The sequence below is a fragment of the Franzmannia pantelleriensis genome, from assembly GCF_900102875.1.
GTDB classification, from domain to species: Bacteria; Pseudomonadota; Gammaproteobacteria; order Pseudomonadales; family Halomonadaceae; genus Franzmannia; species Franzmannia pantelleriensis.
Window position 1 is genome coordinate 1 of record NZ_FNGH01000012.1, and the last position, 11,848, is coordinate 11,848.

An 11,848-nucleotide genomic window follows, 5' to 3' on the forward strand; every position below is an offset into this window, starting at 1 on the left:
CGAGTTCGTCAATCCCAAGGACTACGCGGACCCGATCCAGCAGGTGATCGTCGACCTCACCGACGGCGGCGTCGACTACTCCTTCGAGTGCATCGGCAACGTCAACGTGATGCGCTCGGCGCTGGAGTGCTGCCACAAGGGCTGGGGCGAGTCGATCATCATCGGCGTGGCCGGGGCCGGCGAGGAGATCTCGACGCGGCCGTTCCAGCTGGTCACCGGGCGGGTCTGGAAGGGCTCGGCGTTCGGCGGGGTCAAGGGTCGCACGGAGCTGCCGGGCTACGTGGAGCGCTACATGAACGGCGAGCTGAAGATCGATGAGTTCGTCACCCACGACATGCCGTTCGAGCAGATTAACGAGGCCTTCGAGCTACTGCATGCCGGCAAGAGCATCCGTACTGTTTTGCACTATTGAACGCGCCTGAATAGGGGCTACGAGGTACCAACAACAAGACCAAGAGAGGTGAACCGCCATGCTGACACGAATGAGCCTGAACCCGGAGCGCAAGCCCATGAGCCTGATGGATACGCTGAAACGCTGGTTTGGCGGCAACAGCGCCGCGCCCACGGCCAGCAGCCATCGCCAAGAGGCCAAGGCTGCGCCCAGCGCTGCGGCGGCGACCCAGGCGCCACCCGCCAGCAATACCAAGATCCACCCCGCGGTGGACGGCGGCGTGAAGGCCGGCAGCGACGCCTTCAGCGGCGGCACCCTGCACTGCCACTGCGACAGCAACAAGGTCGAGGTGACGGTCAAGGCGCAGTGTGCCCATAACCACGTGTGCGGCTGCACCAAGTGCTGGAAGCCCAACGGCGCGACCTTCTCGATGGTCGCGGTGGTGCCCCGCGACAGCCTCAGCGTCGCCGCCAACGAAGACAAGCTCGAGGTTGTCGATGCCACGGCGGCGATCCAGCGCCACGCCTGCAAGGGCTGCGGCGTGCACATGTATGGCCGCATCGAGAACACCGACCACCCCTTCCACGGCCTGGACTTCATCCACACCGAGCTCTCCAACGACAGCGGCTGGGCCGGGCCGGAATTCGCTGCCTTCGTCTCCTCGATCATCGAAGGCGGTACCCACCCGGACACCATGGGTGACGTGCGCAGCCGCCTCAAGCAGTTGGGCCTCGAGCCCTACGACTGCCTGTCACCGCCGCTGATGGACGCCATCGCCACCCACACCGCCAAGGCCAAGGGCGTGCTCTGACACTCCCCTGCCGCAACGTCAACGGGCCACCTCTAGGGTGGCCCGTTGGCGTTTCTAACTGTGTGGCGCTCAGCCCAGATAGGCCAGCGCCCCCACCGCCATTGCCTCGATACCGGTGCGCAGGGTCACCGCATTGCCGGGGAAATAGTAAGGCGAATGCGGCATTTCCAGGTGGCGCATCTTCTCCGCTACGCCCTTGCCCGGCGCCTCGTCCCAGCGCTCGCCCGGGGTGGCGCCGATAAACCAATAGACGTAGGGGATATCCTCACCACCGAAGCCACCCGCCTCGGCGTTGCCGAAGAAGGGAAAGTCCTCGCTGCCGTTGAGCCGCGGCATGTCATAGAGGTTCACCTCGCCGAAGTGCTCGGCGTGTGCGCGGCGCACGTGCTCCACCGCCGTCGGGTCGTTGTGCAGGGCGATGGTCTGGTTGAGCACCCGGCACTCGGGGGGCTTGGGCGAGCGGCCCGCCTCGCACTCGGCGCGCACGATGCGCTCGATGCTCTCCACCACCTGGCGGTGCAGGGTATCGTCGAAGCTGCGCACGTTGATCTCGAGCTCCGCCGAGTGGGGGATGATGTTGGCCTGGGTGCCGGCGGCAAGCTTGCCGACCGTGACCACCACGGTCTCCTCCGGCGGCACCTCACGGGCGACGATGGTCTGCAGGCGGGTCACCACGTGGGCGGCGATCACCACCGGGTCCACCGCCTGGGCGGGCATGGAGCCGTGGCCCCCGGCGCCGTGGATCGTCACCGCCAGGTTGGTGCAGGCGGCCATGCTGCCGCCGGGGCGGTGCCCCACGCTGCCGGCCAGGGCCGGCATATTGTGCTGCCCGAGGATCACGTCGGGACGGGCGAAGCGCTCATAGAGGCTGTCGTCGAGCATCGCCTTGGCACCGCCGAAGATCTCCTCGGCGGGCTGGCAGACCAGCATCAGGGTGCCGCGCCAATGCTCCCTCAGCGCCGCCATCACGCCGGCGGCGCCGACCACGCAGCTGCTGTGCAGGTCGTGGCCGCAGGCGTGCATCAGCGGCACCTCGTGGCCATCCTCGGCGACGGCGGTCTCGCGACTGGCGAAATCGAGCCCGGTCTGCTCCTCGATCGGCAGCGCATCCATGTCACCGCGCAGCATGATCGTGGGGCCCTCGCCGTTGCGCAGCAGGGCCACCACGCCGGTGCCGCCCACACCGCGGGTCACCTCATAGCCAAGGCCCTCCAGGGCCTCGGCGAGTCGCGTGCTGGTCCTGTACTCCTTAAAGGGCAGCTCGGGGGTCTGGTGCAGCTGGCGATAGAGCGCCTGAACCTGCTCGAAGGCCGCCTCCACCTGGGCGCCAACGGCGCCCTTGAGGTCCAGGGTCGGGGATTGGGTTGTCATCATGGCCTCCATGGCGGCTTAGTGACTGGGAACCGGGTGGCCATCGCGGCTGGCGCGACCCAAGTACTGCCAGGCCGCCACCACGCCGACGTTAAGCAGCATCGCCCAGACACCGGCGTGCCAGCCCAGCGGCGAGCTGAAGGCAAACTCCATCAGCAGGTAGGCCAGGCTGCCGACCAGGGCGCCGGCCATCACGCTGGTGCGACGCAGCCGCGGCATGAACAGCGCGCCGAGCACCATCGGGAAGAGCTGGACGATCAGCCCATAGGCGCCGAGCAGCAACAGCACCAGCGAGGCGGGGTTGGCCAGGGCGAACAGGTAGGCGATCAGTGACAGGCCGAGCACGCTCCAGCGGGTAGCGCTGACCACCGCCTTCTCGCTGGCGCCCTTCATCAGGGTGGGGCCGGCCACGTCGCGGACCAGCACGATGGCGGCGGTATGCGCTAGGTTGGCACCGGTGGACATGGCCGCCGCCAGCGCCCCAGAGAGCATCAGGCCGATCACCCAAGGCGAGAAGTTGGCCACGTCCATCACCATGCGCAGCAGCACGGTATCGGCACGTGCCAATGGATCGTCTGCAAACACCAGGATGCCGGCGAAGCCGATGAACAGCAGCGGCACCAGCAGGTAGGCGTAGAGGGGGTAGAAGACGCTGACCTTGCGCAGCGTCTTGCCGCTGTCGGCGGAGTAGAACTTCATGAACAGGTGCGGCCACATGGCGCCGCCGAAGGCGCTGACAAGTACCGCGGTGCTGAAGTAGCCCCAGTTCATGCCGGTGGCGCCGGGCATGGTCAGGTACTCGGGCATGGTCAGCTGGATCTGGCTGAACATCTCGCCGACCCCGCCATAGAGGCGCTCGGAGATCGACAGGCCGAGGAACCAGGCGATCACGATCATCATGATGCCCTGCACCAGGTTGGTCCAACCGATGCCGTTGAGGCCGCTGCAGAACACGTAGGCGGCCACCACCACGAAGGCCAGCAGCGCGCCCAGCCAGAAGGGAATCAGGCCATCGGTGGCGGCCTGGAACAGCAGCCCGGCGCCGGCGATCTGGATGGTCAGGTAGGGCACCAGGGCCAGCACCCCGATCACCCCGGCCAGTATCCCCAGCGGCCTGCTCTGGTAGTGGTCGGCGATCATGTCGCCCTGGGTCAGGTAGCCCTTGGCGCGCCCCAGCTCGGCGACCCGCGGGCCCATGGCCCAGATGGTGATCGGCACCAGCGACAGGTAGGCGAGGATATAGAAGGCCGGCGCACCGTGCTGGTAGCTCCAGCCCGGCGCTCCCAGGAAAGCGAAGGCGGAGAAGATCTCGGCGCCGAGGATGAAGAACAGGATCACCACGCCAACGTGGCGACCGCCCGCCACATAGCCCTCCAGGCTCGAGCTCTGCTGCCCCCGGGCGCGCAGCCCCACCCACAGCACCAGGGCGAGATAGGTCAGGGTGATGCCGACGACGATCAGCGAATCAGTCATGACGGCTACCTCCGTGACGGATCACGTAGGCCACCCACATGCCGACGAACAGCGCCAGCATCCACAGGATGTACCAGAAGAACAGGAAGGGCAGGCCCAGCACGGTGGGTTCGATACGGTTGGCGATCAGCGCGCCAGGCCAGATCATGGCCAGGGTGCACAGCGCGAAGTGCAGCCCCGTCAGCAGGTGGTAGGTCTTGGTCATGGGTCGCATCCAGCTCGCGCAAGGCGAGACTTGTTATGGGTTGTGCCTTGACTATGGCGCAGGCCTTTCGATAGAAAAAATATGGCTTTTAGATATCATCCATATTTTTTAGGCATGGGCATTGGCCATAACAATGGCTCCCGACGCGTGCGCCGGGAGCCGATGGGTGCCTAGAGGGAGAAAGTAAGAAGTGCCACTAGCGAGCCAGGCTAGGCCTTACGCTGTGGGTGGCCGCCAGCGTGACCGAATCGGCCAGCATTTCGGCGGTGATCGCCGACAGCGTCCAGCCCAGGTGGCCATGACCGGTGTTATAGAAGACGCTGGGCAGCCGCCCTCGCCCAACCCGCGGCATCATGTTGGGCAGCATCGGACGCAGTCCCGCCCAGGGCACCACCCGCCGGGTGCTGACGCCGGGGAAGCACTGCTCGACCCAGTCGATCAGCGGGCGGATGCGATCGTCGCGGATATCGCGATTGAGGCCGTTGAACTCGGCGGTCCCGGCGACGCGGAAGCGGTCCTTGCCTAGTCGGCTGGTGACCAGCTTGGCCTCGTCGTCGAGCAGGCTGATCATCGGCGCCGCCTGCTGGGAGGCGGCCTCGTCGAGGTGCACGGTGATCGAATAGCCCTTGACCGGGTAGACGTTGATACGGTCGCCGAGCTTGGCGGCCATGCCGCGGCTCCCGACCCCGGCGCAGACCACCACGCCATCGTAGGCCTCACGCCCTTCTGCGGTGGTCACCCAGGCGCCGCTGGCATCGGCTTCCAGGTTGCATACGTCGTACCCGTAGCGGGTGGTGACACCGCGCCGCTCGATGGCCGCCGCCAGGCCCTGGGTGAACTTGTGGATGTCGCCGGTGGCATCGCTCTCGGTGTAGTAGCCGCCGTAGTAGTCGCCGGCCAGGCTCGGTTCGAGGGTGTGCATCTCCTCAGGAGTCACCGCACGCCGCTCAAGGCCGCCCCTGGCGAGTAGCTCGGAGACGCGGCCGGCGTGCTCGAAGTCCTGCTTCTGGCGATAGATATGCAGGATGCCGCGCCGCTCGAGGTCGAAGTCGATGCCCTCCTCCCGCGCCCACCGATAGAGGTGGTCGCGGGCGGCGATCGCCAGGCGCGCGGTCTCGGTGGTGTTATCGGCGTAGCGAGGAATGGCGGCCATGAACTCGGCGAACCAGCTCAACTTGTGCCAGGAGGGCTTGGGGTTGACCAGCAGCGGGGCGTCGGCGCGCAGCATCCAGCGCAACCCCTTGAGCAGCGTGGGCCAGTGGTTCCAGACCTCGGCATTGGAGGCCGACAGCTGGCCGCCGTTGGCGAACGAGGTCTCCATGGCGGCATAGCGGTGGCGTTCGTAGAGCGTGACGTCCAGGCCACGCTTGAGCAGGGCATAGGCGGTGGTGACACCGGTGATACCACCGCCAATAACGGCAATACGTTGCATCGTCGTTCTCCAGACGCGTCGGGCTGACCCCGCTGCCGTCGGCAGGCGAGGACCCCTTCCGTCATGGAACCTGAGAGATTCGCAACGCATCGTCGCCGATGCCCGCTTGCTCCTTCGGTGTGCCGACGGACGCTGTCGCCGGCCGCTCTTCGGAATCAGTGACGCGACGGCGGTCCGGTGGCCTGAGAGTTTCCGGGGCAGTTGCTCCTTCGGCGCCGGCACCGTGAATGACGGACCGGTCTCTCCCGCTGTCGCGATGTCAGTCATTACACTATCCGCCCCTGGACGCCATAGCAAAAATACCAATAATAGATAACACCTATGCCATCCAGGTATTGCTCTAGCGTGGAATTCCGTCAGCTCAGCTATTTCGTCGCCGTGGTCGAGACCGGCTCCATCTCTGCCGCCAGCCGCCGCGTGCATATTGCCCAACCGGCGCTGACCCGCCAGATCCGGCTGCTCGAGGAGGATCTCGACACCCGCCTGTTCGACCGCCACGCCCGCGGCATGCGGCTGACGGTGGCGGGTCAGGCACTCTTCGATGAAGCCCGGCAACTGCTCGACGCACGCACGCAGATCCGCGCGCGGCTGACAGCGCTGGGTAGCGGCCTGACCGGCAAGGTCAGCCTGGGGGTGACGGTGACCCATCTGTGGGTGCCGGAGGTGGCAGGCCTGCTGAGCCGCTATCGCGACCGCTATCCGCAGGTCGCCTTCGAGGTCTTCCCGCTGCTCTCGGGGCCACAGTTGGAGCGACTGCGCGAAGGCAGCCTGGATGCCGGGGTGCTCTACCTCGACGAGACCGGCTACCCGGGGCTGGAGGCGCGCCGGCTGCAGAACGACCATCTGCTGCTCGCTGTCCCCGAGCGCTCCGCCTGGGCCCAGACGCCGCCGCAACGCCTCGCCGAGCTTGCCGACGCCGACTTCGTATGGGGCTTTCGCAGCGCCTCGCCGGTCTACTTCGACCGCATGCAGGCCCACTTCCAGCGCCTCGACTTCCACCCCCGGGTGGTGCAGTACGGCGCCGACAATATCGCCATCCTGAGCATGGTGGCGGCGGGCCTGGGGGTTGCCATCCTGCCCGCCGCCAGCAGCTGCCATCCCATGCCGGGCATCCGCTTCCTGCGTCTTCCGGAGCTCGACGCCTGCAGCATGCCGCTGTGGTTCGCCTGGCGCCCCGACAACGACTCACCGGCGCTGCATAACCTGATCGCGCTGGTCGACGGCGCGGCGCCAGGGTCGGTGTAGCACCAGATAGGCCGCACTACCGATCAGCACCCCCCAGAAGGCCGAGCCCAGCCCCCATAGGCTCATGCCAGAGGCAGTCGCCAGAAAGGTGATGATCGAGGCTTCGAGATGATCGCGCTGAGCCGCCGCCTGGCTGATATTGGTGGCAATCGCGCCGATCAGCGCCAGGCCCGCCAACAGCGCCACGAAGGTGCCCGGCAGCGAGGTGAACAGCAGCACGATGCTGCCCGAGAACAGCGCGCCGATCAGGTAGAAGACGCCATTGGCGACCCCCGCCACGTAGCGCTTTTCGGGGTCGGGATGCGCCTCCTTGCCGGTGCATAGCGCCGCGGTGATCGCCGCCACCACCGTGGTAATGCCGCCGAACAGCGCCATCGGCAGCGACACCAGGCTGGCTACCGTGAGGATCGGCCGCGCCGGGGTGCGATAGCCCGCGCCACGCAGGATCGCCATGCCCGGCAGGAACTGGCCGGTAAGGCTGACCAGCGCCAGCGGTATCGCCAGGCTCAGGGTCGCGCCGAGCGTCCACTCGGGGCGGATCAGCTGCGGCGCCGCCAGCTGCCAGGAGACGCCCTGCAGGCTGGCGCCCTCGAACAGCACCGCCAGCGTGATCCCGGCGATCAGCAGCAGCACCAGGAAGTAGCGCGGTGACAGCCGCTTGAAGCCCAGGTAGGCCGCCAACATGCCCACCGCCAGCGCCGGAGCCTGCTCCAGCGAGGTGAACACGCCGACCCCGAACTGGAACAGAATCCCCGCCATCATCGCCGCGGCGATGCCCGGCGGAATCAGCCGGATGATGCGATCGAAGGTGCCGGTCACGCCAATCATCAGGATGATTAGCGCCGCCGTGATATAGGCACCCACCGCCTCGTTCAGCGACAGCCCCGGGAACAGGCTGACCAGCAGCGCCGTGCCCGGCGCCGACCAGGCGGTCACCACCGGCACCTTGAGCCACAGGCTCAGGCCGATACCCGATACCGCTGCGCCGATGGAGATCGCCCACACCCAGGAGCTCATCATCGCCGCCGAGATCTCGGCGCTTTGTGCCGCCTGGAAGAAGATCGCCAGCGGCCCGGCATAGGAGATCAGCACCGCCACGAAGCCGGCGGTCAGGGTCGAGAGAGAAAGGTCCTTGTATAGCGACATACCGCTCCTTGTTCGGCGCCCTGCGCCGCAACGGAAAAAAGACCCGCCGTAGCACGTTCGGCAGGTCAAGGAGGATAGTGAGTCAACCGGACATCGCTAGGCCGCCGCGGGCTTGCCCTTGGCGAACTCGAAGTCCTTGGTTTCGAAGATCATCGACACGATCACGCCCAGCACCAGCGCCCAGAAGGTGGCGCCGATCTCGAGGATCTGGATGCCCGAAGCGGCGATCAGGAAGGCGAACAACGCCCCCATCTCATGCTTCTTGCCGGAGAAGGCAATCGCCATCGACGAGGTGATCACCCGCATCAGCGCCAGGCCGGCGATGATGGTGATGAAGTAGTTCGGTGTCGCCTCGAGCAGGCTCACCACATAGCCGTAGAAGGGAGCAAAGACCACGAAGATCGCCCCGGCGATCACCGCCGCTACCCAGCGCTTGTCGTGCTCGCCGGCCTCCGGCGAGGAGCAGATACCGGTCATCGGCGCGGCGATGCAGGTGCTGTGCAGGTTGAAGAAGGACGAGACCATGGTCCCCAGGCCGCCTATTGCGGTGATGCCGTTGGCCGGTACCTGCTGGTAGCCCATGCCCTTGAGCAGGCCGACACCGGCCGGGGTTTCCATGCCGACCAGAATGATCGCCAGCGGCAGGCCGTAGGCCAGGAAAGCACCCAGGGTGAACTCGGGCGCGATAAATTCGGGGAATCGGATGGTCGCCTCGATACCGGAGAGATCCACCCCGGTGGCGATCAGGTAGACGATGCCGGCAAGCATGGCCGTCACCAGCGGCGGTATCTTGCGAAACAGCCGCGCCGAGATGAAGAACGCCAGGATCATGATCGTCGCCGGCACGATGGCATTCTCCAGCGGCTTGACCATGTTGAGGCCGAAGCTCAACAGCATGCCGGCCACCATCCCCATCACGATGGGCATCGGGATCAGCCGCATCACCATCCCCATCACCCCGGTCAGACCGGCTACCAGCGAGATGGCCCCGGCGATCAGGGTCGCCCCCAGTGCCGCTTCTAGGCCCACCACCGGAATCACCGCGGCGAACATCAGCGCGCCGGGAATCGAGTTGGCCATCGGCAGCGGCAGCCGGTAGTAGGCCGGCACGAGCAGCCCGAACAGGCCGTTGATCATCAGGTAGCTGATCACCCAGATCATGATGAACGAGGAGTCGAGGCCGGCGGCGCTGCCGGCGCTGATATGCACCACCCCGACGCTAAGCCCCAGGATACCGGCCACCAGGCCGGTACTGGCGTTGTCGACGTTGAGGTCTCTGACAAAGGCCCCAGGCGCATGCCTGAGGCTGATGCCTTTTTCGATGTGTTTCATGGCGGTCTCCAGGGAATTTTTATACTTGAAATGTGCGTCAGCAGGGGTCGGGAGGGCTTAGGCTTTATCTGAAAAGTCGGCGAGCGCAGCCAGTTTTCGGACAGAGCCTAGCCGCTGTCGCCGCCAGCCACCGGTAATACGCTGCCGGTGATGTAGCTGGCATCGTCGGAGGCCAGGAACAGGATCGGCGCGGCCATCTCGTCCAGGGTGCCGTAGCGCCCCATCAGGCAGCTCTGCTTGGTCTGGTCGATATGCGCCTGGAACCAGGCCTGCTCGGTCTCGTTGCGCGGCTCGGGGGTGCCCCGCGAGATGCGCCGCGGCGGCGCCTCGGTGCCTCCTGGTGCGGTGGCCACCACGCGGACGCCGTGCTCAGCGTACTCGAAGGCCAGCGAGGCGGTCATGGCGTTGACCCCGCCCTTGGCCGCCGAGTAGGGAATTCGGTGGATGCCGCGGGTCGCCGCCGAGGAGACGTTGACGATGACCCCGCCGCCCTGGGCCACCATGCCCGGCAGTGCGGCACGGCAGCACCACAGCGTGGGCATCAGCGAGCGGCTGATCTCGGCCTGAATCTCGGCCTCGCTGAAGGCGGTGAACGGCTTGAAGTTGATCGCGCCGCCGACGTTGTTGATCAGGATGTCGAGGCGACCAAAGTGGTCGTGGGCCTGGCGGATTGCGCCTTCGGCGCCTTCCCAGGTCTCCAGGTCGGCCTGCAGGGCGATGGCGTCCGTCCCCTGGTTGCGCAGCTCCGCGGCCACCCGCTGGACGTCCTCGGCGCGGTCGACCAGCGCCAGCTGCGCGCCTTCGGCAGCGGCCCGCTCGGCGACCCGCTGGCCGATGCCTTGGGCGGCGCCGGTGACCAGCATCACACGGTTCTCGAAGCGCAGGCTCATGCCGCCTCCTCCGCTGCATTGGGGGTGAACTTCTCGTAGTAGAAGTTGGCCGGAATGATGTCCTGCTCGCGGAAGTGGCCGAGCACCGCATCGACCATCGGCGGCGGCCCGCACAGGTAGACGTCGACATCACCGTTGTGCAGCACCTCGGCCGGCATATGGTGGGTCACGTAGCCGCGCTGCGGATGCTGGCTCTGCTCGTCGACCACCACCGTGGTGTAGCTGAACTCCGGCAGGCGCTCGACGAAGGCCTCCAGCGCCTCGCACTTGACCAGATGATCGTCGCGATTGACGCCATAGATCAGGTGGATCGGCTGGTCGCAGCCGTTGCCCTCCTCGCCCTGCTGGGCCAGCTTCTCGAGCATGGCGAGAAACGGCGCCAGGCCGGTGCCGCCGGCCAGCATCAGCACCGGACGCGTGACCTGGCGCAGGTAGAAACTGCCCAGCGGGCCGGTCAGGGTCAGGCGATCCCCCGGCGCGGCCCGCTCGCTCAGGTAGCCGCTCATCAGGCCCTGCGGCAGATGGCGGATCAGGAAACTGGCCCGACGGATGCCGGGCAGCGAGCTGAACGAGTAGGAGCGAGTGTGATCGCTGCCCGGCACCCGGATATTGACGTACTGGCCGGGCAGGAACGCAAGGCCGGCCTCGTCGTCTAGGTCGACCGCCAGCTCCAGGCTATCCTCGGAGAGGCGCTCGACCGAGGCCAGGGTGGCGTCTACCGATCCCACCGCCGTCTTGCACAGGCTCGATGCCACCGGCACCTGGATCACGCAGTCCGACGCCGGCACCATCTGGCAGGTCAGCACCTGGCCCTCGGCCTCCTCCTCCTCGGAGAGCGCCTCCTCCAGGTAGTCGTCGCCCATCTCGAAGGCGCCCTGCTCGCAGTGGCCCTTGCAGGTACCGCAGACCCCATCGGAGCAGTCCATCGGCAGGTTGACCTTCTGCCGGTAGGCGGCGTCGAGTACCGTTTCACCGGCATTACAGCCGATGAAGCGGGTTACGCCGTCCTCGAAGTTGAGAGCAATGGTGTAACTCATGCGGGTTCTCCTGCCACCGGTCAGATGTGATAGACGTCGATGACCTGGTGGATATAGTCGTTGTTGAGCTGCACGACCTTGTTGGTGATCAGCGGTGCTTCGCCGGACACGTCCAGGGTGTAGAAGGAGGTGCCGAAGAAGCTGGTGGTCTGCTGGTAGCGGTGGCTCAGGGTATGCCAGTTGAAACGCAGCTCGACCTCGCCGTCGGCCTCGCTCAGCACCTCGAGGTTGCTGATCTGGTGCGTGGTGCGCGGCTCCGGGGTACTGGCCCCCGAGCGCTCGGTCTTGATGCGATAAACCCGGTCCTCTAGCCCCTCGCGGTTGGGGTAGTAAATCAGCGAGATCTCGCTGTGTGGGTCGCGGGTCAGCTGGTCGTCGTCGTCCCAGGCCGGCATCCAGAACACTGCGTCGCTGCGATAGCACGCCACCCAGTCGTCCCACTGACGGTCGTCGAGCAGCCGCGCCTCGCGGTACAGAAAGGCCTGAATATCGTGGTAACTGATGCTCATCTAGGT

The 11,848-nt window shown here is 66.4% G+C and carries 12 protein-coding genes and 1 riboswitch; of the genes, 3 read left to right on the top strand and 9 right to left on the bottom strand.

The window, feature by feature from the left end; translation table 11 throughout:
- Together BLT16_RS14990 and gfa are read left to right on the top strand one after the other, a co-directional pair.
- On the top strand, positions 1 to 412 hold a 412-nt coding region (locus tag BLT16_RS14990; protein WP_143025084.1), incomplete at its 5' end, for a zinc-binding dehydrogenase.
- Positions 413 to 470: 58 nt separating this feature from the next.
- Entirely contained in the window at positions 471 to 1,202 is a 732-nt protein-coding gene (gfa, locus tag BLT16_RS14995) for an S-(hydroxymethyl)glutathione synthase (RefSeq protein ID WP_245701698.1), read from the top strand.
- Between the two features lie 69 nt (positions 1,203 to 1,271).
- Here the strand turns inward: gfa and BLT16_RS15000 are convergent, their stop codons facing one another.
- The 4 genes from BLT16_RS15000 to BLT16_RS15015 all read right to left on the bottom strand — a co-directional run bounded on the left by BLT16_RS15000 (position 1,272) and on the right by BLT16_RS15015 (position 5,683).
- A complete protein-coding gene (locus tag BLT16_RS15000; protein WP_089659331.1) occupies positions 1,272 to 2,573 on the bottom strand; it encodes an amidohydrolase in 1,302 nt (433 codons plus the stop codon).
- A gap of 18 nt (positions 2,574 to 2,591) precedes the next feature.
- A complete protein-coding gene (locus BLT16_RS15005; RefSeq protein WP_089659332.1) occupies positions 2,592 to 4,046 on the bottom strand; it encodes a sodium:solute symporter family protein in 1,455 nt (484 codons plus the stop codon).
- A complete protein-coding gene (locus BLT16_RS15010) occupies positions 4,039 to 4,251 on the bottom strand; it encodes a DUF3311 domain-containing protein (RefSeq protein ID WP_089659333.1) in 213 nt (70 codons plus the stop codon). The genes BLT16_RS15005 and BLT16_RS15010 overlap by 8 nt, the downstream gene beginning before the upstream one ends.
- Before the next feature lie 196 nt (positions 4,252 to 4,447).
- The gene (locus tag BLT16_RS15015; RefSeq protein WP_089659334.1) at positions 4,448 to 5,683 is read right to left on the bottom strand and encodes a D-amino acid dehydrogenase; all 1,236 of its coding nucleotides are present in this window, start codon (positions 5,681 to 5,683) and stop codon (positions 4,448 to 4,450) included.
- Positions 5,684 to 5,843: 160 nt separating this feature from the next.
- Positions 5,844 to 5,941, bottom strand: a riboswitch (glycine riboswitch).
- Positions 5,942 to 6,028: 87 nt separating this feature from the next.
- Here BLT16_RS15015 and BLT16_RS15020 point away from each other — a divergent pair.
- Entirely contained in the window at positions 6,029 to 6,928 is a 900-nt protein-coding gene (locus BLT16_RS15020) for a LysR family transcriptional regulator (protein ID WP_089659335.1), read from the top strand.
- Here the strand turns inward: BLT16_RS15020 and BLT16_RS15025 are convergent.
- The 5 genes from BLT16_RS15025 to benB all read right to left on the bottom strand — a co-directional run bounded on the left by BLT16_RS15025 (position 6,869) and on the right by benB (position 11,842).
- On the bottom strand, positions 6,869 to 8,074 hold the full coding sequence (locus BLT16_RS15025; protein ID WP_089659336.1) for a benzoate/H(+) symporter BenE family transporter: 1,206 nt from the start codon (positions 8,072 to 8,074) through the stop codon (positions 6,869 to 6,871). The genes BLT16_RS15020 and BLT16_RS15025 overlap by 60 nt on opposite strands.
- A 96-nt stretch (positions 8,075 to 8,170) precedes the next feature.
- Entirely contained in the window at positions 8,171 to 9,406 is a 1,236-nt protein-coding gene (locus BLT16_RS15030) for a benzoate/H(+) symporter BenE family transporter (protein ID WP_089659337.1), read from the bottom strand.
- A gap of 107 nt (positions 9,407 to 9,513) precedes the next feature.
- Positions 9,514 to 10,296: a benzoate diol dehydrogenase BenD gene (gene benD, locus BLT16_RS15035; RefSeq protein ID WP_089659338.1), complete on the bottom strand. Its 783-nt coding sequence runs from the start codon at positions 10,294 to 10,296 to the stop codon at positions 9,514 to 9,516.
- On the bottom strand, positions 10,293 to 11,333 hold the full coding sequence (gene benC / locus BLT16_RS15040; protein ID WP_089659339.1) for a benzoate 1,2-dioxygenase electron transfer component BenC: 1,041 nt from the start codon (positions 11,331 to 11,333) through the stop codon (positions 10,293 to 10,295). Before benC ends, benD begins: the two co-directional genes overlap by 4 nt.
- A gap of 20 nt (positions 11,334 to 11,353) precedes the next feature.
- Positions 11,354 to 11,842: a benzoate 1,2-dioxygenase small subunit gene (gene benB, locus BLT16_RS15045; protein ID WP_089659340.1), complete on the bottom strand. Its 489-nt coding sequence runs from the start codon at positions 11,840 to 11,842 to the stop codon at positions 11,354 to 11,356.
- Between the last annotated feature and the right edge of the window lie 6 nt (positions 11,843 to 11,848).

What these genes read in the sequence shown, in the direction of transcription:
- gfa (WP_245701698.1), top strand. Translation starts at nt 471, where the DNA reads ATGCTGACACGAATGAGCCTGAACCCGGAGCGCAAGCCCATGAGCCTG.
- BLT16_RS15000 (WP_089659331.1), bottom strand. Translation starts at nt 2,573, where the DNA reads ATGACAACCCAATCCCCGACCCTGGACCTCAAGGGCGCCGTTGGCGCC.
- BLT16_RS15005 (WP_089659332.1), bottom strand. Translation starts at nt 4,046, where the DNA reads ATGACTGATTCGCTGATCGTCGTCGGCATCACCCTGACCTATCTCGCC.
- BLT16_RS15010 (WP_089659333.1), bottom strand. Translation starts at nt 4,251, where the DNA reads ATGACCAAGACCTACCACCTGCTGACGGGGCTGCACTTCGCGCTGTGC.
- BLT16_RS15015 (WP_089659334.1), bottom strand. Translation starts at nt 5,683, where the DNA reads ATGCAACGTATTGCCGTTATTGGCGGTGGTATCACCGGTGTCACCACC.
- BLT16_RS15025 (WP_089659336.1), bottom strand. Translation starts at nt 8,074, where the DNA reads ATGTCGCTATACAAGGACCTTTCTCTCTCGACCCTGACCGCCGGCTTC.
- BLT16_RS15030 (WP_089659337.1), bottom strand. Translation starts at nt 9,406, where the DNA reads ATGAAACACATCGAAAAAGGCATCAGCCTCAGGCATGCGCCTGGGGCC.
- benD (WP_089659338.1), bottom strand. Translation starts at nt 10,296, where the DNA reads ATGAGCCTGCGCTTCGAGAACCGTGTGATGCTGGTCACCGGCGCCGCC.
- benC (WP_089659339.1), bottom strand. Translation starts at nt 11,333, where the DNA reads ATGAGTTACACCATTGCTCTCAACTTCGAGGACGGCGTAACCCGCTTC.
- benB (WP_089659340.1), bottom strand. Translation starts at nt 11,842, where the DNA reads ATGAGCATCAGTTACCACGATATTCAGGCCTTTCTGTACCGCGAGGCG.